Annotated in this window: 23 protein-coding genes; 9 read left to right on the top strand and 14 right to left on the bottom strand. The window is 59.4% G+C overall.

Annotation, left to right across the window (positions count from 1 at the left end; all coding sequences use genetic code 11):
- Window positions 1-31 precede the first annotated feature (31 nt).
- Window positions 32-643 (bottom strand): GNAT family N-acetyltransferase, encoded by a 612-nt coding sequence (locus ACLI1T_RS00585; RefSeq protein WP_411702758.1) that lies wholly within the window; start codon window positions 641-643, stop codon window positions 32-34.
- A 62-nt stretch (window positions 644-705) separates the two neighbouring features.
- On the opposite strand from ACLI1T_RS00585, the gene ACLI1T_RS00580 reads away from it, so the two are divergent.
- Window positions 706-1,632, top strand: a complete 927-nt coding sequence (locus ACLI1T_RS00580; RefSeq protein WP_198010505.1) for a glycosyltransferase — start codon at window positions 706-708, stop codon at window positions 1,630-1,632.
- A 12-nt stretch (window positions 1,633-1,644) separates the two neighbouring features.
- Here ACLI1T_RS00580 and ACLI1T_RS00575 read toward each other — a convergent pair whose 3' ends face one another.
- The 3 genes from ACLI1T_RS00575 to ACLI1T_RS00565 are packed head-to-tail and all read right to left on the bottom strand — an operon-like array spanning window position 1,645 to window position 3,479.
- Window positions 1,645-2,085: a GtrA family protein gene (locus ACLI1T_RS00575; RefSeq protein ID WP_005280656.1), complete on the bottom strand. Its 441-nt coding sequence runs from the start codon at window positions 2,083-2,085 to the stop codon at window positions 1,645-1,647.
- Window positions 2,086-2,096: 11 nt separating this feature from the next.
- Complete coding sequence (locus tag ACLI1T_RS00570) at window positions 2,097-3,005, bottom strand: hypothetical protein (RefSeq protein WP_411702757.1); 909 nt, start codon at window positions 3,003-3,005, stop codon at window positions 2,097-2,099.
- Window positions 3,006-3,014: 9 nt separating this feature from the next.
- Window positions 3,015-3,479, bottom strand: coding sequence for a hypothetical protein (locus ACLI1T_RS00565; RefSeq protein ID WP_023024888.1), 465 nt, complete (start codon window positions 3,477-3,479; stop codon window positions 3,015-3,017).
- Between the two features lie 34 nt (window positions 3,480-3,513).
- Here ACLI1T_RS00565 and ACLI1T_RS00560 point away from each other — a divergent pair, with 34 nt between their 5' ends.
- The 5 genes from ACLI1T_RS00560 to ACLI1T_RS00540 all read left to right on the top strand — a co-directional run bounded on the left by ACLI1T_RS00560 (window position 3,514) and on the right by ACLI1T_RS00540 (window position 11,754).
- Window positions 3,514-3,789, top strand: a complete 276-nt coding sequence (locus ACLI1T_RS00560; RefSeq protein WP_411702756.1) for a hypothetical protein — start codon at window positions 3,514-3,516, stop codon at window positions 3,787-3,789.
- 126 nt (window positions 3,790-3,915) lie between these two features.
- Complete coding sequence (locus tag ACLI1T_RS00555; protein WP_023024884.1) at window positions 3,916-5,331, top strand: FAD-binding oxidoreductase; 1,416 nt, start codon at window positions 3,916-3,918, stop codon at window positions 5,329-5,331.
- A 33-nt stretch (window positions 5,332-5,364) separates the two neighbouring features.
- Window positions 5,365-6,123 (top strand): decaprenylphospho-beta-D-erythro-pentofuranosid-2-ulose 2-reductase, encoded by a 759-nt coding sequence (locus ACLI1T_RS00550; protein WP_411702755.1) that lies wholly within the window; start codon window positions 5,365-5,367, stop codon window positions 6,121-6,123.
- Window positions 6,124-6,255: 132 nt separating this feature from the next.
- A complete protein-coding gene (locus ACLI1T_RS00545) occupies window positions 6,256-8,232 on the top strand; it encodes a galactan 5-O-arabinofuranosyltransferase (protein ID WP_411702754.1) in 1,977 nt (658 codons plus the stop codon).
- Window positions 8,233-8,307: 75 nt separating this feature from the next.
- Entirely contained in the window at window positions 8,308-11,754 is a 3,447-nt protein-coding gene (locus tag ACLI1T_RS00540; RefSeq protein ID WP_411702753.1) for an arabinosyltransferase domain-containing protein, read from the top strand.
- Between the two features lie 37 nt (window positions 11,755-11,791).
- On the opposite strand, the gene ACLI1T_RS00535 is transcribed toward ACLI1T_RS00540, so the two are convergent.
- Both ACLI1T_RS00535 and ACLI1T_RS00530 read right to left on the bottom strand, forming a co-directional pair.
- On the bottom strand, window positions 11,792-12,670 hold the full coding sequence (locus ACLI1T_RS00535; RefSeq protein WP_411702752.1) for an alpha/beta hydrolase: 879 nt from the start codon (window positions 12,668-12,670) through the stop codon (window positions 11,792-11,794).
- A 57-nt stretch (window positions 12,671-12,727) separates the two neighbouring features.
- On the bottom strand, window positions 12,728-14,662 hold the full coding sequence (locus ACLI1T_RS00530) for a M13 family metallopeptidase (protein WP_411702751.1): 1,935 nt from the start codon (window positions 14,660-14,662) through the stop codon (window positions 12,728-12,730).
- 42 nt (window positions 14,663-14,704) lie between these two features.
- On the opposite strand from ACLI1T_RS00530, the gene ACLI1T_RS00525 reads away from it, so the two are divergent.
- The 3 genes from ACLI1T_RS00525 (at window position 14,705) to ACLI1T_RS00515 (ending at window position 17,622) form a co-directional block, all read left to right on the top strand.
- Window positions 14,705-15,286, top strand: a complete 582-nt coding sequence (locus tag ACLI1T_RS00525; RefSeq protein ID WP_023024872.1) for a hypothetical protein — start codon at window positions 14,705-14,707, stop codon at window positions 15,284-15,286.
- Entirely contained in the window at window positions 15,287-16,138 is an 852-nt protein-coding gene (locus ACLI1T_RS00520; protein WP_411702750.1) for a PrsW family intramembrane metalloprotease, read from the top strand.
- A gap of 152 nt (window positions 16,139-16,290) precedes the next feature.
- Entirely contained in the window at window positions 16,291-17,622 is a 1,332-nt protein-coding gene (locus tag ACLI1T_RS00515) for a septum formation initiator (RefSeq protein WP_349887013.1), read from the top strand.
- A gap of 20 nt (window positions 17,623-17,642) precedes the next feature.
- Here ACLI1T_RS00515 and ACLI1T_RS00510 read toward each other — a convergent pair whose 3' ends face one another.
- The 8 genes from ACLI1T_RS00510 to betA all read right to left on the bottom strand — a co-directional run bounded on the left by ACLI1T_RS00510 (window position 17,643) and on the right by betA (window position 23,637).
- Window positions 17,643-18,446 carry a hypothetical protein gene (locus ACLI1T_RS00510; RefSeq protein WP_232208537.1) on the bottom strand — a complete coding sequence of 268 codons (804 nt, stop codon included), beginning with the start codon at window positions 18,444-18,446 and terminating at the stop codon, window positions 17,643-17,645.
- A 117-nt stretch (window positions 18,447-18,563) separates the two neighbouring features.
- The gene (locus ACLI1T_RS00505; protein ID WP_411702749.1) at window positions 18,564-18,872 is read right to left on the bottom strand and encodes an MGMT family protein; all 309 of its coding nucleotides are present in this window, start codon (window positions 18,870-18,872) and stop codon (window positions 18,564-18,566) included.
- A 20-nt stretch (window positions 18,873-18,892) separates the two neighbouring features.
- Window positions 18,893-19,720: a VOC family protein gene (locus ACLI1T_RS00500; RefSeq protein WP_411702748.1), complete on the bottom strand. Its 828-nt coding sequence runs from the start codon at window positions 19,718-19,720 to the stop codon at window positions 18,893-18,895.
- A complete protein-coding gene (locus ACLI1T_RS00495; RefSeq protein ID WP_411702747.1) occupies window positions 19,721-20,002 on the bottom strand; it encodes an RNA-binding S4 domain-containing protein in 282 nt (93 codons plus the stop codon).
- 57 nt (window positions 20,003-20,059) lie between these two features.
- The gene (locus tag ACLI1T_RS00490) at window positions 20,060-20,389 is read right to left on the bottom strand and encodes a YbjQ family protein (RefSeq protein WP_005276253.1); all 330 of its coding nucleotides are present in this window, start codon (window positions 20,387-20,389) and stop codon (window positions 20,060-20,062) included.
- Window positions 20,390-20,398: 9 nt separating this feature from the next.
- A complete protein-coding gene (locus ACLI1T_RS00485; RefSeq protein WP_232208541.1) occupies window positions 20,399-21,046 on the bottom strand; it encodes a LysE family translocator in 648 nt (215 codons plus the stop codon).
- Between the two features lie 106 nt (window positions 21,047-21,152).
- Window positions 21,153-21,836 carry a LysE family translocator gene (locus tag ACLI1T_RS00480; protein ID WP_411702746.1) on the bottom strand — a complete coding sequence of 228 codons (684 nt, stop codon included), beginning with the start codon at window positions 21,834-21,836 and terminating at the stop codon, window positions 21,153-21,155.
- 28 nt (window positions 21,837-21,864) lie between these two features.
- Entirely contained in the window at window positions 21,865-23,637 is a 1,773-nt protein-coding gene (betA, locus tag ACLI1T_RS00475) for a choline dehydrogenase (RefSeq protein ID WP_349852990.1), read from the bottom strand.
- Window positions 23,638-23,939: the final 302 nt, after the last annotated feature.

The raw sequence follows: 23,939 nt of genomic DNA, 5'->3' as shown, positions 1-23,939 counted from the left end.
CTGGCTCAGCCCAGAGACCTCCACGTGCAGGTCATCCGGGCGCTTGTAATTGGGGGGTTGCCACGCGCGCAGTCACGTGTCGCTGCGAACTATTCTGCGGCCCCGCCTTCTCTTCTCCTTCAAAAACCACCTGGTAGCCCAGCTTCTGGCTCACCCGCGCCGAGGCCTCATTGTGCGCCACCCAACTCGTGCTCATCGCCTGCGCGCCCAGGTAATCGAGGCCAAAAGACACCACCGCGTGCCGGATGAGCGTGCCCACTCCCTGGCCTTGGAACCGGTGAAAGACCCAGGAACCGGTCGCGATTTCTCGCGTCGTAGCGAAGTCCTCCGCCCGCGCATCGATGGTGCCCAGGATTTCTCCCGAGTGAGCGTCGCGCACGATGAAGTCCAAGGACCACTTTTCTGGGCGCAGCTGCGCCCGATTGGTCCACCGGAACTGGGCCGCCGCTGCAGGCGTATTCATCCTGGGATTGAATAACCACGGAAAGGCGTAATCCGGAATGTCTGCGCCGTAGATATCCTCTGGCGCCACACCGGCGATTGCCGCAATATCCTCATCGCGCATCACGCGTAGTTCCACGCCAGGGTGGGTAGTATCGCTCGCGCGAATCGTCAGCCCAAACGGTGGCCACATGCTGTCCATAGGCAGTCAGCTTAGCCCACGCGGAGTGTTTATCCGCAGCAGATCCATTCCCCGGTGGCAAGATGGAACGCATGACTGCCACCCTTGATTCCACCGGTACCACCGCTGCCGTCATTGTCACCCACCAGCGTGCGGAATTGCTGCGCGCCTCGCTCGAAAAGGTAGTCAACCAAACCCACCCCGTGCAGTGGGTCATCGTGGTGGATAATGGCGCTGAGGATGCGGTCCGTGACGTGGTGGAATCCCTGGCAGGCGACCGCGCGGTCTACGTGCCGTCCAAGACCAACCTAGGTGGTGCGGGCGGTTTCGCTCTAGGTTTTCTCACCGCGCTATCACTGGGTGCCGATGCCGTATGGTGCGCCGATGATGATGGCCGCCCTGCCGATTACGGCGTATTAGAAGAGCTCTACCGCGTGGCAGGAAATAATAACCTGCACGAAGTCTCACCTGCCGTGTGCAATATCAACGATCCCGGTCGCCTTGCCTTCCCGCTGCGCCAAGGGCTCGTGTGGCGCCGCCGCATGGAGGAGCTGGAAGGAGACTTCCTGCCCGGGATCGCTTCCCTGTTTAATGGCGCCCTGATTTCCGCCGCGGCAATGCAGACCATCGGCGTGCCGGATTATCGCCTCTTCATCCGCGGCGATGAGGTGGATTACCACCGCCGCTTGGTCAACTCCGGGCTGTCCTTCGGCACCGCCTTGACCACCAGCTACCTCCACCCAGATGGCTCGGATGAGTTCAAGCCCATCTTGGGCGGCAAGATGCATACCCAGTACCCAGAAGGCGAGTTCAAGCGCTTTTTCACCTACCGCAACCGCGGCTACCTGCTGTGGCAGCGCGGCATGCGGAAGCTCTTGCCCCAGGAATTTGCCCGCTTTGGCTGGTTCTTCCTGGTCCAACGCCACGATCCGGCCGGCTTCTTGGAGTGGTTGAAGCTGCACAACCGCGGGCGCCGCGAGGATTTCCGCCGCCCCGGAAATCGCTCCTAAGGCGCCGCGTGCCTACTTTTCTTTAAAGATAAAGACCCGCTGGATGGCAAAGTTGGTCACCGTCGCCACGCCTTGGGCAATGACGAAGGCGATGGTGTCTTTCACCGCGCCCTCAAAGCCTAAGGAAATGAGCGGCTCATTGAGCACCCAGTACAAGAAATTCTGCACGGCAAAGGTGGATACGTATAACACGCCCACCGTCGCGGCCGTGCGGCCAGAGACCTTCGTGCCAAAGGTCCAGCGCGCATTGGCCAGGTAGGCAGCGATGGTGCCAAAGACCCAACCAATCGCCTTCGCCCCAGAGCGGTGCAGACCTAAATGGGTCAATAACAGCGTCAACCCATAGTCAATGACGGCGGCAAAGACGCCTACCGCAATAAATCGCACCAGCTGCTGCTTCAAAGAGCTGGAGGGGCGCTTTACTTCTGCAGCATCTTCAAGTGGATTAGTCACAGGCAGTTAGCTTACCCGCGCAGCAGCGCGCGGTACATGTCTAGGCGGTACACCGGCGCGGCGGCGTCCTTGCCATAGGCACCGATCTGGGATAGCTGGTCCAAGGAGGCATCGCACAGCGCGCGAATCTCCGCGCCTTCCAAGGTGTTTCCATCATCGTTGACCCAGCCCAAGGCATCCATGGTGGTTTCCACCACAGAATCGGTCAGCTCGTCACCGCCCATGCAGGATAGCGCCAAGGCCATGGACCAAAAGGCATCTTTGCCCTCATTGGTAACCTCGCGCGGCAGGCTGGCCAGTGCCTCCGCGGTGGCCGCCGGGAGATCACTTCCGCGGTTTAAGTCCATGGCCTGTAAGAGGGGAACAAAGTCATAGAGCTTAGTGCGCTCGATTAACGCCCTGACCTCTGGTTTAACCTTGGCCAGGACTTCATCGGTGATCTTTTCACCGGTCAATTCCCGGTTCACCGCGGTAAGTTCAAAAGGCGCGAAGAGGTTGCCCGAGCCGCCCACGCACAGCGCGTTGGGGGTGCCATTATCGCGGGGATATATCTCAGCAACTACCACCTCAAAGTCCCAGAGGCCCCACACAAAATCGATCTGGTCACCCTCGCGCCAGAGGAATTCGGAAGCCTGGCGCTCTGGATCAAGGCGCGGACCGCGGGCATCGGTGTGCTCATAAAAGTGCCACGGAGACTTTTCATCCGGCAGCCCAAAGCAGATATGCAGCACTTTCTGCAGCTCATGCAGGGTAAGCGCATCGCTAAAGCCGATTTGGCGGTGGACCTCCTCATCCGCGCGGATATTGGAGGCTTGGCAAATAACGGTGAGCGGTTCCCGCTTGAGCGACAGCAGCGGGTCAGCACGGCGAGCCCGTGCCTGTCCAATATCGGTGACCCCTGCGTTCATGGGCCCCACCATACGCAAATTTTAAGAAGCCAGTTTTTCTATATCGCGTGCTTCTAGCTCGCTGATAATAAACGTAGCCGCCGCTCCGATTGCTCCCAACAGTGTCCACGGGCGCTTGGCACCGCGCTTGCGCAGGAAAGACACCGCCTTGCGGGACACGGCGACATTGGCCCATAGAGCAAGCCCCACCAGGATAAGCAGCGCTGCCAAAATGGCCCAGAGTTTGAGGCCCTTGTCCGCAAAATCCTGTGGGGAGCGCGGTTCATCGCCGTCCTCTTCGGCCTGGGCGTTGGTATAGGCCACCAATGCGCCAAAACCAATCGTGGACAAAACGTAGGTGGTGATAAGGCCCTTTTTGGATTTAATCCAGTCCGGGTAAGAGGTGACGATGCCCTGTGCGGCCGCTTGGGTGATGCGGCCTGCCAAGGTGTCATCGAGGGCGTAATTATCGCGGGATTCTTCTGCTGCTTCGCGGTTATTTGTCATAGCGACCACTCTAAGCGGCGGTAAGCTATTGCGCATGTACTCGGAAAAGACAGAGCATATGACCCCCGCCCAGCAAGCCGCTCAGGATGAGCGGGCCGAGGACGATAAGCGCAACGGGCACTTTGAAGCAACAGAGCACACCAATCTGCCGCTCAGCCCCTTTATGACGCGCCTCATGGCAGAGGAAATGCCGATTTTGGATTCCACTTCGCGGCGCCGCGTGTACGAGATTTTAGGCACTTACGAAGGGCCCACGATTGAGTCCCAAGCAGAGCTACCGGAAGAAATCCGCGACATCATGGACCTCTAAAGCGCCGCATTCGAGGCAGACTGTGTGCCCACGATGTTTTAAATATCACGAACGTCACTCCAACCACTGCACTATGAGCTAGGTAGGCTGGTACATCGATACAATCCGTCGAGCAAAGAGTAAGAGATGGAACTACATACCACCGAAAAGTCCCTGCACGGCTGGGGCCGCACCGCCCCTACGACCGCCCATGTGCTGTCCACGGAAGACGTGGACGTCATCAAGAATGCAGTGGCACAGGTCGCGGACGATAACTCGGACAAGCCCGCCCACCTGCGCCGCGGCGTCATCGCGCGCGGCATGGGACGCTCCTATGGTGACCCCGCCCAAAATGGCGGCGGCCTGGTCATCGACATGCAAAAGCTCAACAAGATCCACTCCATTGACCCGGAGTCCGCGCTTGTCGATGTCGATGGTGGCGTCACCCTTGACCAACTCATGAAGGCTGCGCTGCCCTATGGCCTGTGGGTTCCAGTCCTGCCGGGCACCCGCCAGGTCACCATCGGCGGCGCCATCGGCCCCGATATCCACGGCAAGAACCACCACTCCGCCGGATCCTTTGGCAACCACGTGGTCTCCATCGAGCTGCTCGTTGCTGATGGCCGCGTTCTCCACCTCACCCCAGAAGGCAGCGACGATGACCCCAGCGGTGACCTCTTCTGGGCCACCATCGGTGGCATGGGCCTTACCGGCATCGTCCTCCGCGCTACCATCCGCATGACTAAGACGGAGACCGCCTACTTCATCGCGGATACGGATCGCACCGATAACCTGGAAGAAACCATTGCTTTCCACTCGGATGGTTCGGAGCACAACTACACGTATTCCTCCGCCTGGTTCGATGTCATCTCCCCAGAGCCGAAGCTGGGCCGCTCTACCATTTCCCGCGGCTCGCTGGCCACCTTGGCGCAGCTCGAAGAATTGGCCCCCAAGCTGGCGAAGGATCCGCTGAAGTTCAACGCGCCGCAGCTGATGACCGTGCCGGATATTTTCCCGTCTTGGACGCTGAATAAGCTCAGCCTGTCCGCTGTGGGCTTGGCCTACTACACCATGGGCGCGCCGGCGAAGAACCAGGTAAAAAACTTGACGCAGTTCTACCAGCCGCTCGATCTTATTGGCGAGTGGAACCGCGGCTACGGTTCCAAGGGCTTTTTGCAGTACCAGTTCGTCGTTCCCACGGAGGCCGTGGAGCCATTCAAGGAGATCATCCGCGATATCCAGCGCTCCGGCCACTACTCCGCGCTGAACGTATTCAAGCTCTTCGGCGAAGGAAACCGCGCGCCGCTGTCGTACCCGATGCCGGGCTGGAACGTCTGCGTGGACTTCCCCATCCGCCCGGGCTTGGGCGAGCTTCTCGATGACCTGGATCGCCGCGTCATGGAGTTTGGCGGCCGCCTGTACTTGGCAAAGGAATCGCGCACCTCTGCCGAAAACTTCCACCAGATGTACCCGGGCCTAGAAGGCTGGCTCAAGACCCGCAATGACATCGACCCCACCGGGGTCTTTGCCTCCGATATGTCCCGCCGCCTCGAGCTGCACTAATCACCACCCCTCATGAAGGAGATTTTTTAAACCATGCTTAATGCAGTAGGCCAAGCCCAGCACATCCTGCTTTTGGGCGGTACCTCTGAAATCGGCCTCGGCGTCGTCGCCGAATTCCTCGAGCGTGGCCCTGCCAAGGTCACCCTGGCTGCCCGCGCCCAGTCCCCGCGCATCGAGAAGGCGCGGGCTGACCTAGAGGCTCGCGGCGCGGATGTCGCGGTCGTGGACTTTGATGCCACCGACTTTGACTCCCACCCGGCGGTCATCGATAAGGCCTGGGAGCGCGGCGATGTCGATATCGCCATCGTGGCCTTTGGCACCCTGGGGGACCAGGAAGAGCTGTGGCAAAACCACGACAAGGCCGTGGCTTCTGCCCAGACCAACTACACCGCGCCCGTCTCCGTCGGCGTGCTGTTGGGTGAAAAGTTCAGGCACCAGGGCCACGGCACCATCGTGGCGATGTCCTCGGTGGCCGGCATGCGCGTGCGCCGCTCCAACTTTGTCTACGGTGCTTCCAAGGCCGGCGTGGATGGCTTCTACATCAACCTGGATGAAGCACTGCGCGGCTCTGGCGCCAACGTGCTCGTCGTCCGCCCGGGCCAGGTTCGCACCAAGATGTCGGCCGAGGCCGGCGATGCCCCGCTGACCGTCAATGTCGCTGACGTGGCCAAGGCCACCGTGCAGGCGGTACTCGATGGCAAGCAGTCCATCTACGTCCACCCGCTGTTCAAGTACGTATCGCTGGCATTCAAGTTCATCCCGCAGCCCATCTTCCGCAAGCTGCCGTTCTAACCGTTGCCCCTGTGCCCTGCGGTACGCAGGGCCCTAAAAGGCCCTTCGCCCTGCGCTTTATTAGCTAATAGGCCACAGCTCACACCGCGCCCAATCCCAGAAGAGTGATTAAGGTATGCGAAACTAAAGGGCATGACAAGCCCAGCTATGCCTTCCCAAACAGCTCCAGTGAGCGAGAAGAAACGCACCACCGCGTATCACGCAGATGCGCTACCCCACCGCTCTACCCTGCTGGGTATCCTCTTTGCCGCCTTGGGCGGCGGCGCCGTCACCCTCCTTGGTTGGTATGCCTTCAAGGCGGTATCCCTGCCGTCCTTTAGTACCTCCATGGTCACCCGCGCGCTATCTACCGTCGGCGTTGTCATCACCTTGGCGCTAGCGGGTGGATTTAGCGCGTGGTGGATTTATGACCATTACAAGGAGACTTTCTCTCGGCCGCGGTGGCGCACGTGGGTCACGTATGCGGTGACCTACCTATCACCGGCCCTTTTAACCCTCGCGTCTATCGGCCTTCCGCTTTCGGCCTCACGCCTCTGGCTCGATGGCGTGCAGGTGGACCAGGCATTCCGCACCCAGTTCCTTACCCGTTCGGTGGATCAAATGGGCTATGCGGATATGAACTACCTAGACATGCCCACGTTCTACCCGCTGGGCTGGTTCTGGTTGGGCGGGCGCCTCGGCTCCATATTGGGCATTCCCGGCTGGGAGGTTTACCAGCCTTGGGGCCTGATCTCCATCGCGGTAGCAGGCTGCATCCTCGTTCCCATCTGGCAGCACCTCACTAAATCCCTGCCGGTGGGAACCGCTATTGCGCTTACCACCACCGCCATCACGCTGACCATCGCGGCAGAAGAGCCGTACTCTGCCGTCATCGCCATGGGCATGCCCGCCATCGCGTTTTTGAGCCCGCGCGCATTCAAGGGATCGTGGCTATCTACCGCCGCAGTGGCTATCTACCTCGGGATTTCCGCCACTTTCTATACCCTATTTACCGGCGCGGCAGCGCTGACTGTGGTCAGCCTGATCGCCATTTTCACCGCGCTGTACGAGCGCACGTGGCGCCCCATCGTGCGCCTAGTCATCATCGCGGTGGGATCGCTTGCCATCGCGGCCATCGCCTGGGCGCCGTACCTCTGGCAAGTGCTGCACTCGACCGCACCCCTGCAAGCCACCGCGCAGCACTACCTCCCTGAAGAAGGTACGCAAATTCCGGTGCCCTTCCTTTCCATGAGCATCGTGGGATTCCTCTGCCTTGCCGGCCTGATCTTTATCGTCACCCGGTTGCGGGATGCGGAAGTCCGCGCGCTGGGGTTGTCCATCATTGGCATTTACCTGTGGACGGTCCTGTCCATGGTGATGACCTTAGTCGGCACAACCCTGCTGAGCTTCCGCCTCGAGGTCATCGTAGTATTGCTCTTCGCCACGGCGGGCATCCTTGCCCTTGCAGAAGTCCGCGCAGCCGGTATTCACCGCCTGTATCCTGCTAGTTTCTCCCATGCAGCTAATAAGCGGATTACGGCAGTCTTTGGCATTTTCCTCGCCTTGGCTGGTATCCATTATGCTCAGCAGATTCCCGAAGCAAACGAGGACGCCATCGACCACGCCTATAGCGATACCGATGGTTACGGCGAGCGCGCGGATCGCTTCACCAGCGATTCCGCCCATTATTATCTGGATATCCATAACTTCATCCAGGATCAGGGATATACGCCCAATGAGACGGTAGTCCTCACGGACGAAAAAACCTTCATGGCCTACTACCCATACTGGGGTTTTAACGCCTTTACCAGCCACTATGCTAATCCCCTCGGGGAATTCAAGCACCGCAATGACCAGATTGAAGCCTGGGCGGATGAATCGTGGGACTCCACTCCTGCAGAGTTCCAAAAATCCCTCGACTCCGCACCGTGGCGCGGGCCGGATGCCATCATCTTCCGCGGCGACCTCGACAATAAGGATGATGGGTTCAAGGTGCACTTGGCTGAGGATATCTATCCTAACCAGCCGAATATTCGCTACCGCGCAGTCTTCTTCAACCCTGAGGTCTTTGCGGAAGGCTGGGAGCTGGAGCAAACGGGTCCATTCGTAACGGCGGTGCGAACCAAGTAAGTTCACCCACACTTCCCCGGGGTTATCGGGGCGTGCACACGGGAACTTGGGCCAGACTGACGTACACTAATCGCCGTGTCAGATAGCCTTAAAACGAAATCGAAAGAAGCGCGCCCCTCCGGGCTAAGTATCGCCACAGCCCCTGCCGGGCTGCGCTGGACCGCGATCATCGCCGGGTTAATTGGTTTCCTGTGTTTTATAGCCACCCCGCTATTGCCAGTAAACCAAACCCAGTCTTCCTTTGATTGGCCGCAGAATGATTCGCTGCAATCTATCAATGCACCGCTTATCTCCGTGGCGCCAGAAAACCTGGAGGCCACCATCCCCATGTCCGCAGTGGATGAGCTCCGCGATGGCCAAAACATGGTCTACAGCACCGTCCCACCTGAGTCTAAGAAGGCCTCAAACCGCGGCCTATTTGTCCGCTCCGGTGATGACGGCCTGTCTGTGGTCTCGCTCGATGAGGTCCTGCTGACCTTAAGCGCTAAAGAAGTAGCGCAGCTTTCCGATGACGCCCAGCTGCACATCTCCGCTACCGGTGACGGCACCACTGTCAGCGTCGGCAAGCACAAAAAGACCACCGAGGATGATCTGCGCCCGCAGGTCACCGGTGTGTATACCGAGCTCAAAGATGATGCCAATGTGCAGAGCTTGGTCGATGACGGGCTGAATATCCACGTCGATATCAACTCGCGGTTTACTTCTTCTCCCTCGCTGATTAAGTCCATCGCGATGTGGCTCGGCGTCGCCATGGTGATTGTCTCGCTATTCTGCTTGTGGCGCATTGACCGCCTTGATGGGCAAAAGCTGCGCTTCATGCCAGAGACGTGGAAGAAGATTCGCCCCCTCGATGGCGTCGTCGCCGCGGTCTTGGGCCTCTGGTATATCTTCGGCGCCAATACCTCTGACGATGGCTTCATCTTCTCCATGAGCCGCGTCTTCGATAACGCCACCTACATGGCCAACTACTACCGGTGGTACGGCGTGCCGGAGGCGCCATTCGGCTCACCGTACTATGACCTCGTCGCCCTACTTTCGCAGATTTCCACCGCGTCGGTCTTCGTCCGCCTACCCGGACTGATTTCGGGGCTCATTATCTGGTTCATTCTCTCGCGGGAAATGCTGCCGCGCTTTGGGGACATCGTCGATGCCCGCCGCGTCAGCCACTGGACCGCCGCACTGATGTTCCTGGCCTTCTGGCTGCCGTATAACAACGGCACCCGCCCCGAGCCAATCGTGGCCCTAGGCGTGATGGTGACATGGGCATCCTTTGAGCGCGCCATTGCCACCCACCGTTTGCTGCCGGCCGCCGTGGGCACCATCGCTGCCACGATTACGCTCGCCGCCGGCCCCACTGGCCTTTTTGCGGTCGGCGTATTCCTCGTGAGCCTGCCACACCTATTCCGTGCCATGGCCGCGCGCGTGCCTGCCATGGGCGGCGGCGCTACCGGTTGGCTTAGCCTGGTTGCCCCATTTTTGGCCTCCGGCACTGCCATCATCGTCGCCGCCTTTGGGGATCAAACCTTGGCCAGCGTTGCCGAATCCACCCGGGTGCGCTCGGAGGTCGGCCCGTCGCTGCCGTGGTATTCCGAATACGCCCGTTATTCCACGCTCTTCCAAGAATCCGTGGATGGCTCGCTGACCCGCCGCTTCGCGGTACTCACCATGCTATTTTGCTTGGTGCTCATCTTGGCTGCGTTTATCAAGGATCGCCGCGTTATTGGTGCCGCAGTCGGCCCCACCCAGCGCCTGCTTATCATCGTCGCGCTGTCGATGTTCTTCCTCATGTTCACCCCGACTAAGTGGACGCACCACTTTGGTATCTATGCCGGCGTCGCCGGGGTGATCGCCGCGCTGGCTGCCGTAGTGCTATCCAGGTTTGCGTTGCGCTCCCCGCGCGCCCGCACCTTTAGCATCGCTGCGGTGCTCTTCTTGCTTGCCATCTCTTTCGCGGGTTGGAATGCCTGGTGGTATGTATCTTCCTTCGGCATCCCGTGGTGGGATCGCACGGTGCAGTTCAAGGGTATTGAGGCCAACTCGATCCTGCTCGCCATCTCCTTGGTCGTCCTCGCGGTCGGCGTGGTGCAATCCTTGCGCCACAGCCATCGCAAATTGCAGGCCCAAGAGGAAGGCACGGAAAAAGAATTCAAGCAAGAAGCCGCAGCGAAGGTATCGCGCTCGGCGGGCATCATGTCCGCTCCCATCGCGGTAGCCTGCGCCATTGTGGTGGCCTTTTCGATGGCTTCTTTTGCCAAGGCCACCGTTACCCAGGCGGATTCCTACTCAGTGGGCAAGGGCAACCTGGCGTCCTTGCGTGGTGATACCTGCTCGCTAGCCAATGAAACTCTGGTAGAAACCAATACCAATGACTCCTTCCTCACCCCGGTAGATGGTGACTTGGGCGATTCCTTGGTAGACAAGGATGAAACCAGCAATGGGTTCGGGCCGAATAATATCCCCGAATCCATCGAACCTGAGGATCAGGATTCTGCTTCTGTGGGCGCTATTGGAGATGACTCCCAAGACTCCGACTCCACCAGCCAAGACGATGCCACCGCTGGTACGGATAAGGAATCCGGCGGGGATTCTTCTGATGATTCGCAGGAGTCCCGCCGTGCTGGGAAGAAGGCTTCAGAAAGCACCGATACTTCTGAAGGCGGTGTCCGCGGTACGAAGGGCGTCAATGGCTCGACCATGCACCTGCCCTTCAACTTGGACTACACCAGCGTGCCAGTCTTGGGCTCCTACACCGAAAGCCAAGAGTCGCTGTCCCAGGTAACCACGAAGTGGTACCACCTTCCGGAGACCACGGAAAATACCCCGGTTTTGGCTGTCAGTGCCGCAGGCAAGATTTATCACCACGATGTCAATGATGTGGAACAAGAGGGTATGGAGCTCACCTTGGAATACGGCACCATCGATGAGGATGGCAAGGTCACCGATAAGGGAGAAAAAGAGCTTTCCGATGTCGGCGCCACCCCCAAGTGGCGCAACCTACGCTTGCCCATGGATGAATTGCCGGAAGAAGCCAATGTCGTGCGCCTCGTGGCCGAGGATGATTCCACCGATGAAGACGACTGGCTAGCCTTCACCCCACCGCGCGTGCCGGAACTAGACAGCATCAATAACCAGTTCCCTGCGGAAAAACCCGCACTCTTGGACTGGGCGGTGGCTCTGCAGTTCCCCTGCCAGCGCACCTTTGACCACTACGCCGGCGTAACCGAGATTCCGGAGTATCGCATCCTCCCAGATGCGGCGGCGCAAACCTCCCTGACGGATTTCCAATCCTTCTCCGGCGGCGGTGCCATGTCCACTGCGGAAGCGGTGAACTACTCCTACGAAATCCCGAGCTACCTCAATAACGATTGGGCGCGCGACTGGGGCGCCATTGAAAAGTACGAATTGCGTACCGATTCACAGGGCAATACCCCGGCCAAGGCAGAGATCGATTATGAGGACGTTACTCGTTCTGGACTGTGGAAAGAGTCCGAGATGAAGATCCGGCCAGAGGGCGAGCAATAGCGACCGCCCCTAGCTGTGCAGCCAGCCGCAGCCGGTTTTATTGCGTCAGCTCACCGCGCAAAAATTCGGCTGCATCCTGTACCCGCTGGCGCGCCACGGCTGGGGTGGATACGCGGTGGGTCGAGACGTAATCGCGCTCTTTAGCTTGGGGGATGTGGACGCGATCGGCTATCTCGTCCTCGGTCGCGGTCTGCACGAAAGTCTCAGGGAATTGCGGGGGAAGTTCATAGCCCACGCGGTAGTCCTCCGGCAGGTTGGCCAGGGCGCCGAAGTCGGGGAAGGTGAGCAAGAGGGCATCGGCAGGCGCGAGTGCTGCTAACGCACCGCCGGAAGAATATCCCCACGTGGTGACGTGGGAGGCGCCCTGTTCGCGGGCGTAATCAATGGCGCGGTTGACCGCCGCAACCATGTCTTTGACCGTATGCTCCGGGGCGAGCGGATAATCCACGTCAATGATCGTGGTGCCGGAAAGCTGCGCGGCGGCAGCAACCTCGGGGCGCCACTGCATCTCCAGCGCCTTACCATCGCCGCGCCACCAGCCGCCGGAGTGTAGCGATACCGCCCACCGGCCGGTGGGTTCGGAGGGGCGGAAAATGACGCCGACCTCGGCAGGCTCCACGGCAATGCCGTCCGTAAACGCCGTGCCGGGCAGCGCGTGATTAACCCCGGCGCCCAAAACCATCATGGCGGCGTGGGTGATGCGGTCTGGCAGCAGCGCGCAATACTGGTCCGCCTCCGGCGAACCGCCGCCGGCCCAGGGCGGGCGGAAATCAGGCGTCTCATAATGGGCATCAATATAAGAAACCAGCTGCTCTAGCTGTTCTTCTTCGCTCATCTGGCGGTCTTGCCCGCCGATGTGCCATTCTTGGCCGGGCTCTAGCGGCCGGTGCGGATCTTTATCGTGTGCATCAGTCATATCCCCGAGCCTACGCGTGCACATGATGTGCACAAGGCGGGCTCGGGGAGAGCTGATTTACCAGATGGTCACCCGGTCCTCTGGGGCCAGGTACATCGTGGAATCTTTGTCTACGTCGAAGGCCTCGTAGAACTCCGCGATATTCGCGGCGATGAGGTTGCAGCGGAACTCCGCGGGCGAGTGCGGGTCAATGGCCAGGTACTGGGTCGCCATCTCCGGGCGGATGGCCGTGCGCCAGACGCGAGCCCAGGACAAGAAGAAGCGCTGCAGGCCGTTATAGGTGTGCTCGGCCAATTCCGGCTCGGCGCCATCGACCACAAATTCCTCTTCTTGGCCCAGCAGGTCAATGCCCTTATCGGCACAGTAGTTCTTGTAAGCCACCACGGAAATTCCCAGTCCGCCCAGGTCACCAATGTTTTCACCCAAGGTGAACTTGCCGTTGACGCCGGAAGATTCGGTGCCAGCCTCCTTCAGCACCGTGGGGACCTGGCCATCGAATTGCTCCACCAGCTTTGCCGTAAGCGCTTCAAAGTCCGCGCGGTCCTCATCTGACCACCAGGAGTTCAGGTTGCCCTGGCCATCGAATTGCGAGCCCTGATCATCAAAGCCATGGCCGATTTCGTGCCCGATGACAGAACCAATGGCGCCGAAGTTCTCTGCGACATCCGCATCCGGGTTATAGAACGGCGGGCGCAGGATGGCGGCCGGGAAGGTAATGTCATTGACCACCGGGTTATAGAAAGCATTGACGGTCTGCGGGGTGGTGACCCACTCATCGCGGTTGGCGGGTTTGCCAATCTTTGCCAGCTCATAGTCGTGGGAAAAGGCGGACCCGGCGCGGGCATTAGCAATCAGATCCGCGCCTTGGTCAGAAATCTCCAGCCCGGAGTAATCGCGCCAGGTATCGGGGAAACCAATCTTGGCCTTGAACTGGGAAAGCTTTTCTAGGGCGCGCTCGCGGGTCTGCGGGGTCATCCACTCCAACTGGGAAATGCGCTCGCGGTAGGCAGCGATGAGATAATCCACCAGCTCATCCATCTCGCGCTTGGAGGATTCTGGGAAGTGCGCGTCCACGAACTCCTTGCCAATTTCCTCTCCTACCAGGCTTTCTGCCAGGCCCACCGCGCGCTTCCAGCGGTCGCGCTGCTGGGTCGCACCAGAGAGCCGGGTGCCGTAGAACTCGAAGTTCTTTGCGCCTACTTCTTCCGGCAAGAGGGCCGCGCGGGAGCGCAGGATGTGCCAGGTGGCCCACAGCTGCCAATCAGCCATGCGGTCAGCGGTAAAGAGCTTTTCCAGGTGCTCCAGGTAGGACGGCATCATATTGACCACGCGGTGCTCCGGCAGCTTTCCGCCGGCGAGCAAGGCTTGGGTGATGGAGGGCAGCTCAGAAAACTCGCACGGGTTATTGGTCTTTACCGCATCGCGGGTAGAAACCACGTCCCAGTGGCCCGCCGCCAGTTCTTTTTCCAAACCGACGATGCGCTCGGCGGCAACTTCGGTGCCGAGGCCAAATAGGCGGGTGGGCTCGATAAAGCCCAGCATCTCCGCCACGTGCTTCTCGTAGGCGGTCAGCGTTTCCGCGTGCGCTTCCTCGCGGTAGTAGGCCTCATCCGGCAGGCCTAGCCCGGATTGCACGATATAGGCAACGGCCTCTTCCGAGCCGGAGTCCTTTTCCACCCAGAACGTCGCCGGCGCCCCCACGCCCTCGCGCTCGAGCTCGCCCAAGCGGTGCGCCAATTCCGTGGGATCGGCGGCGCTCAAGCGGTCAAGGTCCGCATCCAATGGAGCCATGCCGGCATTGTTGACGCCCGCGGTATCCATGAAGGATGCATACAGCTTGCCGGGGCGAGCATCGTTGTCTTTGACGATGTCATGAACCAGTTCTTCTGCTTCATCGCGCAGCGCGTGGAAGGTGCCATCCACACCGCGATCATCTGGGACAACGTGATTTTCTACCCAAGGTCCGTTGACTAATTGATAAAGATCTTTCATGGTTGCCACTGTAGGCCAAACCTTCCAGTTAAGGTATGGACTATGGAAAAATTCCGCTTTCCACCAGCCCGGCCGCGCGTCCTCTTTATCGCCGTCCTTGCCTTCGTGACGGTGGTCCTCGCCTTGCCCGCCATCGTCCACGCGGTGCTACCGCCGCACCCCGCCGATGTGGAGCAAGTAACCCTGTCTGATCCCAGCCAGGACTGGGATATTACCGTGCCTGATCTGTACTGCGAGCGCGACTATACTTCGCTGGCTAGCGTTGGCTGGACCTGCGGTGACACCTCCGTGCAGGCGGTCATCGTGGAAGATACCGACGACGATGAGCACACCCTGCGCCGCATGGTCCGGGCCTATGGCATGGCCCCAGGCCTTCCAGAGGGCGAGGTCCATGAAGGAAAAGATGGTGCCCTCGCGCTTGCCGATGCCCCCTCCTCCACCGCCGCCATCTCCATCGACGGCACCGGTGCGGACGAGAATAAGGACTGGGTGGTCACCGTCACCGGGGATTCCGCGGCAACGCGCACGACCACTGAACGCCTCTGGAAAGCCTTTGGGCAAGACGAACTACCGGAAGAAGTCACTGCTGATATCGCGGAGTTTTCTGGAAAGGCCTTGGTTTAAATGTCTAAACTTTTTCGCACCGCGCTGTGGATTTTCTCCGGTCTGGGCCTTATCGGTTTTATCTCCCAGACGGTCATCACCCTATTGATCTCACCGCTGATGGGTATTATCAGCATCCTCATCGCAGCGATCCTTGTCGCGATAGTCATCGCGGTATTGCAGCTGAGCCCCATGTGGGCCCGCCCGGCGCGCGTATGGGCACCGCTTGCCTTTTTATGGGGTTCTGGCATGGCCATTAGCTTGGCGTCTATAAGCTCCACGCCGGTCATGCAGCTCGCCATCAATTCCGGGTGGGTCGATTCCTTCATGTCATGGAGCGGTGCCTATCCCGAAGAGATTTCGAAGGCCACAGGCGTTTTATTTGTCCTGATGTCCTTCCGCCAACTCAACCGCCCCTGGCACGGGTGGATGGTCGGCGCCGTCGTTGGCCTAGGCTTTGAGGCCAACGAAAACATCCTCTACGGCTCTATGGGCGCTACCACTCACCCGGATAGCGATTTTGCGGGGCTCTTACAGATGTGGGGCCTGCGCCTTGTCGCTGGCCCTGGCCTGCACGTTTTGCTTACGGCACTGGCCGGCTGGGGCATCGGCTGGGCGCTCTACGCGGCGGCCAAGCCTCTTTGGTGGCGCATTGGTGTGGCGCTCGGCTGCCTCGCGGTATCCTTCCTCCTGCACTTTGGCTGGAATTACCTGCATGATTCCGATACCGCGGCCGTCATCCAAGCCCTTTCCGTGGCAATCATCTTGTACCCGCTGAGCATCTGGATCATCCTGCGCGGCAATAAATACGCAAACAACGATGACAGCTATAGCCACAGCAGCGCAGAGGACGCGCTCGTCTTCACGCGCTAATCACCCAGCGCGCTTGTTCCCCCAAAATTGTCCAAAACAACCGCATTCCGCAAAAATCTGTGGTTTAAGGCACATGTTGGTAGTGGGCTTCGCTACACTCACTACAAGGCACTTTTGCCACCTATCCTCCATTTTAAGGACTGAGGACCTTCATGAATGCCCCAACCCACGAGTCCCGCACGGATGACAGCACGGAAAGTACTAAGGGGGCAGCTCCGACAAATTCCGCAGAGGAAGCCAACCGGCAAAAGGCAGTGGGCTCCACCCTGTCTTGGGTCATCGCGCTTTTTGGCACCGGTGTTGGTGCCGGCATCCTCTTCTTGCCGCTCAACGCCGGCGCCTTCGGATTTTGGCCGCTCGTCTTCGCCACCGTTTTTATCTTTCCGCTGGTGTATTTTTCCCACCGGACCTACGCCCGCATAGTCAGCGGCGCACCACAAGAACAACACGGCAAGGATGTCTTGGAACTGGTGCGCTACTACCTTGGCCGCAATAGCGGCCTTTTCATCGCCGTTTTGTATTGGCTGGCCATCGTGCCAACTGTGCTCATTTACGGCATCAGCATTACCAATGTGGTCGATAGTTTCATCGTCAACCAGCTCGGCGGGCCAAGCATCAATCGGTGGATATTGTCCATTGCCTGCGTGGGCGTTATGACGGGCCTTTTTGCCATCGGCCGCCGCCCCATGCTGTGGCTGGCCCAGATGCTGGTCTACCCGCTCATCGTCGCCCTGGCGGCAACCTCCATTTATTTGATCCCCAAGTGGGATTTCGAAAGCTTCCTCAACGTTGAATACGAGGGCGGCCTCTGGGGAATCCTTAAGGGCATCCTGCTTATCCTGCCGGTGCTGGTCTTTTCCTTTTCCCACATGGCCGCGTTATCACAGTTCTCCGTCGACGTGCAGCCGGCCTACGGCAAGAAGACGGAGAAGTTCGTCTCCCGCGTAGAGCTCTATACCGCTGCAATGCTCGTGGTATTTACCATGTTCTTCGTCTGGTCCTGCGTTCTCGCACTTGGCGCGGACGGGATGAAGGAGGCGGTCGATCAAAACATCCCGGTGCTGTCTTATTTCGCCAACGTCACGGGCACGCCATTCATTGGTTATATGGCACCGCTTATTACCATGTGTGCAATCATTTCTTCCTACTTTGGACACATGCTTGGTTCCGAGGAAGGTACAGAATATCTACTGCGCATTGCCGTGCCCCGCATGGCCAATAAGCTCTCGCGCCGCGCACTGCTCAACACCATCTATGTCATCGTATTCGTGGCAACGACGCTCGTCGCCGTCTTCAACCCCTCCATCATGGACATGATTTCGGTGGTTGGCGGCATCTTCGTGGCATTCTTGGTCTATCTGGTGCCGGTCTACATGTTTAAAAAGGTTGATGACTATTCCCAGTTCAAAAACGACATCTGGAATTACTTCGTCTTTGGCATGGGCCTAGTCATCATGGCCGTGACCGTCTGGAACCTGATCTAAACGCCAGCCCCCCTCGGCGCTTATTGGCACACCCGCACTTGGCTCACCTGCGCTAGGGCTTGATTAGCACTCGCGCACGCTTGGCGCTCAAGCTCGGCCGCGGTCTGGGTGGCATCGCGGACCGCCTGCTGCGCAGGTCCTTGCAGGTTGAGGTCGTTTTCAATGCGTGCGCCGATGGCCTCGCTGGATCCGCCGGCTGGCGAATTGTTGACGCCGCGCGTGACATCCGCGGTATGGGTCTGCGCATCGCCGTAGGTATTGGCGGCTACGGTAAACCCATGCCCAGTAGATACGGAGGCGTGGATGGTGCGGTCATCAGACCAACCGAATTTAGTACCCCATACTCCGGGAATGTGATCGGTGCCGAAATCCTGGCGGTATCCATCCGCAGCCACGGGAGCGGCGGTAGCCATTCCCGCGAAAATGGGCGCCGCGATGGGATCGTTCTGGATCTCGGCAGTAAACCGCGCGACATCTTCGCTCGAGGTCTTCGTGGTTCCCCAGTAGCCGGTATAATGAGTCTCGCTCAGCCCGAATTCCTGGATGATGCTGGGAATGGCCTGCGGGTAGCGGCGGTCCAGGTCGCTGGCCACGTTATCGTCGCTGTAGCGAATCATATTTTCCACTTGGTCCTTATCGGCGGCAGAACCATACTTGAGCACCCAATATCCCAGGTAGAGCTTGCTCAAGGACAGCGCCGGGCGGGACTCGTGGCTATTGGCGGTCGAGACCGTGGCGCCGGAATCGTGCCTAACGGTGATTTGCGTACGATCAGGCACGGATTGGGGATCGAGGCTGACCGCCTGGGCAGCGGGAATGGTCACGAATGAAAGTGCGGTAACGAAAGAACCAATAGCTAATTTTTTCATAACGCATATAGCGTAGCTGGAGAGGTGCCGCACCGCAGTCTATAACTGCAAAAAGTTTTCCTACTGCACTATCTATCGCATCAATACCGCTAGGTCCCGCGCATCCATGCCGTGCTTATGCATGGCGACGCGCCCGTGAGAATGCTCGATGCCCTCGCGGTCCCAGTATTCTTCCGCACGAACGGGATCGTGGGAGGCGCCATTGGCGCGGACCACGCGCCACCAGGCGGCGTTACCACCGTGCCTATTCATCACGGTGCCGACATTGCGGGCCCCGCACCCAGCGAGTTTTGCCACCTCCCCATAGGAGGACACATTGCCGGGCGGGATAACGGCCACGATGGTTAGCACGCGCTGTGCCAAATCAGAGGAGTCTGACATAAACGCCTCTTTCCCCGTGCTTAGTCCCTGGTGGGGTTGAGCACGTCATCGGATTCGGTGGGTTCATCCTCGGGCGCGTCTTCTACCTCAGTCAGGGTGATGGTGGCCCCGGTGGAATCCGCGAGCAAGCACATGCGGCCAAAGGGGGAATCCCATGGTTCACGGATGATTTCACCGCCGAGCTCTACCGCTTTCTTGGCGGCGGCATCGATATCGCGCACCCCTAGGTAGGTCTGCCAGAAGCTTGGCACCTGGGGTGGGAACTGGCCTTCGGCATTCCACAAGCCTGCAAACGGGGCGCCGTCTTCTTCCGCGGTGGCGTAAATGAAATTCTTGTCCTCGGACTCCATAGCGCGAATTTCCCAGTTGAATAGCTCGCCATAAAAGTCCATGGCCTGCTGGAATCGCGTTGTGGCGGTCAGTTCGTGCCATACCGGGGTGCCGGGTTCGCCACCGGCAACGAAGTGCTCGGGGCCGGAGGGCTGGATGAGGCCGAACATGCCACCGGCGGCATCAGCAAGCAAGGCCATGTGGCCCAGTTCTACGGGCTGGGGCGCGGCCAAGATGCGCCCGCCGAGGTTCTCCGTGCGCTGGCAATCGCCGTCGATGTCCTTGGAGAGAAAATAGGTCACCCACGTATCCGGCATGGGTGCCTCGTCCGGCTGCGGGATGAGCCCAGCAATAGGCAGGCCCTGCAGGCGCGCCATCTGGTAGGGGTTTTCCTCCTGGGACTCGGCCGAGATTTCCCAGCCCAAGACCTGCTCATAAAAGTGGGCGGACTTGCGCGGATCCGAGGTGGTCAGATCGATCCAGTAGGGCATGCCTACTTCGGCTTCAAATGCGGGCATTTATAGATTCCTCCACTTTTCCGGATCAAAGTCATCGTCTGCGGTGGCTTCATCAAAATAGTCATCATCGTCGGGTTCGCCCACGCGCGCGCAGGTGCCTTCGATGCACACCTCATCGCCAATCTGCAGCGTGGCGCCACGGCGTGTTTTGGTTTCGCCATTGACCGTGACGGCGCCTTCTGCGATAAGTTCCTTGGCTTCACCACCGGTGCCGACCAAGCTGGCCAGTTTAATAAACTGGCCCAATTTGATGGACTCGCCAGAAATTGCAACCTCAAGCATGCCGCCCAGCTTACCCAGAGCCCGTTCCCGCGCGGCTATGGGTGGGGGTGCAAGGGCTTAGTCACGCGCGCGCAGCGAGACCGCCGTGCCCGTGGCGGTGACCAACAGCATGTCATTATTGGTGCCCATTGGGGAATAGTCGAAGGCGATGCCCACCACGCCATCAGCGCCCAATTCCTGGCCGCGGCGCCACAATTCATCCAGCGCCGCCTCGCGGGCCTTGATGGCTTCGCTTTCATAGCCGGAGGCGCGGCCGCCGGTGATATTGCGTATCGATGCCCCGAAGTCTTTGAGCATATTGATGCCGGTAACGGTCTCACCAGCGATGATGCGCAGGTATTTGGTAATTTCATAACCGTCGACGGTATTTGTGGTAGTAAAAATCATAACTTCAGGCTACATCGCAATAAGCCCGCGGATGCCTTCAAAGAGGATAACCACGCCGAGGAGCAGGAAGACAATGCCACTGACGATGTCCACCCACGCCGAGTTCTTGGCCATCCACTTCGATACCGCGCGCGTGCTCAAGCCGACGCCGACGAAGAGAACCAAGCTTTCTAGTACCAATACCGCGGCGACGACGACGTTTCCGCCCACCCCCATGCCGGGGTCGATGAAATTGGCAAAGATGGCGCCGAAAAAGATGACCACCTTGGGGTTCGAAAGGTCACAGATTAATCCCATGCGGTAGGCCGTCTTCGCCTTGATGATGCCGTCCGGGGTGAATCCGCGCGGTTGTGGTGCCTGCTTCTCTGTGCCCACGACGGTGGCTGGTGCGCGCCGCTCCCGCAGGCCGGAGGAAATCGCGCTATAGGCCATCCACAGCAGATAGCTGCCGCCTAGGACCTGCAGGAGCACCAAAATGCCCTCATGCGTAGAGATCAATGCCGAAAGCCCGGCGAGTGAAGCGATGGTCCACAGGGCAAGGCCCGTTGTACTACCAATGGCCACCCACACTGCCGCGCGGGTGGAACGCGCACCCAGGCGGATAATCTGAACCACATCTGGCCCCGGCGAAGCCATGGCCGCGAACCATATACCCATCAGGGTCACAAGGGCACCTATAGCCACCTAACACCTCCACATTCGTATGCATTTTTACTAACGCAAACAACTGTAGGAAGTGTCTCACCTGCAGCGAAACAGGTAACTACTGTGATTTCAGCAGCGCGGTGGCACCCTCCCCGGCCATCACCACACCAAGCAGGCCAAAGACGAGGCCTGAGACCATATCGATGCCGGCGGAATACCGCGCCGCCCACCGCGCGGCCGCGCGCACGAGCAGCGCGAAGGAAGAAAACCACACGAAGGACATGGCGGCAAGGATCAACGCCACCGCGATGGTCCACCCCACAGACATTTCCGGGCGGATGAATTGGGCGAATACCGCCCCGAAAAATACCAATGCCTTGGGATTCGACAGGTTTGTCACCAGCCCCAGCTTGAAGGCCCGCCAGTTGGTCATGTCTTCGACATCGGCATCGCCAGCGGCCCGCGCCTGCTCCGCGTAGTCTTCCGCGTCCACCTCGCGGGCGGGAGCGCGACGTGCGGCTACGCCGCTGCGCAGGGAGGATACCCCCATGTAGAGCAGGAACAGGCCACCGAGCAATTGCAAGATGCTCAGCACGCTCGGGCGCGCCGCAATCAGCGCAGATAAACCGGCCAGGGAGGCAACGATCCAAAAGACCGTCCCGCTAAATACCCCTACCGCGCACATTAGCCCGGCGCGCGTGGAACGCGGGGCCACGCGGATGACCTGCACAATATCCGGCCCCGGAGACACCAAAGCCGCGAGCCAAATCCCCATCAGGGTAAGAAGTGAGGAAATGGTCACGGCTTTGTCTCCTTAATATAAGCGGGCGTTAGTAAGCACCCTTCGGTGCCTCCTTGTGGTCACGGATCGCCTCGCCTTCGGCGTAGAGCGGCATATCCTCGTGAGCCTTGTACCACGGAGTGTAGTTAGGCTCGAGCGGCGTGCGGCCGGCAATGAGGTCCGCAGCCTTCTCGCCCACCATCATAGTTGGGGAGTAGATATTGCCGTTGGGAACCGAGGGGAATACGGAAGCATCGGCGATATACAGGCCATCGATGCCCCATACGCCCATGGTCTCTGGGTTCACCACAGCCATGGGATCGGACTCATCGCCCATCTTGGCGGTGCAGGATGGGTGCAGTGCGGTCTCGCCGTCATTGCGGACCCACTCCAAGATTTCCTCATCGCTTTGGACCTCTGGGCCCGGGCTGAACTCGCGGGCGCCAACTTCCTCCATTGCCTTGGTATCCAGCAGGGAACGGGCGACGCGGACGGCTTCTACCCATTCGCGGCGGTCCTGCTCGGTGCGCAGGTAGTTAAAGAGGATGGAGGGCTTTTGACGGATATCGGAGCTCTTGATGTGCACGTGGCCCTTGGTATCGGAGAACATCGGACCAACGTGCCACTGGAAGCCGTGCTTCACGTCGGCCTTTTGGCCGTCATAGCGCACCGCCATGGGCAGGAAGTGGAACATCAAGTTCGGGTAGGCCTCATCCTCGTTGGAGCGCACGAAACCGCCGCCCTCAAAGTGCGAGGTAGCCACTGGGCCCTTCTTCGTCAGCAGCCACTGCAAGCCCATGAATGGCCAACGCCACTTATCCAGGTAAGGCTGGGAGGAAGCGGTGGACTTGGTGGTTTCGTACTGGATATAGACCTCGAGGTGGTCTTGCAGGTTCTCACCCACGCCTGGCAGGTGCTTGACCACATCGATGCCGTGCTTTTCCAAGATCTCGCGGTCGCCCACGCCAGAGACCTCTAGCAACTGCGGGGTATTGATGGCACCGGCGGACAAGACGATCTTGTCTGCGAATACGCGGTGGGTGCCACCCTGCCACTCGTATTCCACGCCCACTGCCTTGGTGCCTTCAAAGAGGATCTTGGTGGTAAATGCGCGGGTACGCACCTCAAGGTTGTCGCGGTCCTGGTTGGGGTACAGGTAGGCGCGGGCAGCGGACCAACGCTTGCCGTGCTTGATATTGCGATCGAAGGGGGCAAAACCTTCCTGGCGGTAGCCGTTGACGTCATTGGTCAGGTTATAGCCTGCTTCTTGCACCGACTTAAATAGCGCCTGGAAAAGCTGCGAGGTAGCAGGGCCGCGGGACAGGTAGAGCGGGCCATCGTGGCCGCGGCGCGGATCATCGTCGTCTGCGGCAGCGGTGGTTTCCATGCGGTTGAAATAGGGCAAGCAGTGGGCAAAGTCCCAGTTATCCATGCCTGGGTTCTGGCCCCACTTTTCGTAGTCCATGGGGTTGCCGCGCTGGTAGATCATGCCGTTGATGGAAGAAGAACCGCCAAGCACCTTGCCACGGGCGTGGTAGATGCGGCGACCATTCATTTCCGGTTCCGGATCGGATTCATACATCCAGTCATAGTTCTTTGCCCCGATGGGGAAAGAGAAACCAGAAGGCATGTGGATGAATAGGTCCCACAGGGAATCCGGGCGGCCGGCCTCAAGAACGAGCACGCGGGTGTCTTTGTCCTCGGTCAGGCGAGCCGCGATGACGGAGCCGGCAGAGCCACCGCCGACGACGACCACATCGCTGACCTCATCCGTCGCCCTCTTTGTCGAGCGCTTCTTAGTCAACTTGTCCACAATACCCATAAATCCCCTTCCTTCTGTGAGCCATCTCACACGTAGTTCTCGCCGTATTTCGGGCGGATCCATTGTATCCTGCGCAAAAAATCTGCGCTTTTCCGCTTTCATTTATGCACAATAGCGCCCCCAGAATACACATCTGGTGGACGTTTTCCCAGATTAATGTATATTTACGGTGTTCGGATATGCATCTGAGTAGATGAAATCCGGGGTCTTTACGCATAGATTGCTCGCATATGATTTATGCCACCAACCTATCTCTTACCCCTCTTTTCGGGGAATTGTGGGGCAGCCTTGCGAAAGATTCG

It is taken from the genome of Corynebacterium tuingiense (assembly GCF_046718165.1).
Classification (GTDB): domain Bacteria; phylum Actinomycetota; class Actinomycetes; order Mycobacteriales; family Mycobacteriaceae; genus Corynebacterium.
Note: the sequence above shows the minus strand (reverse complement) of the source record. Positions and strands in the feature narration are given on the sequence as shown.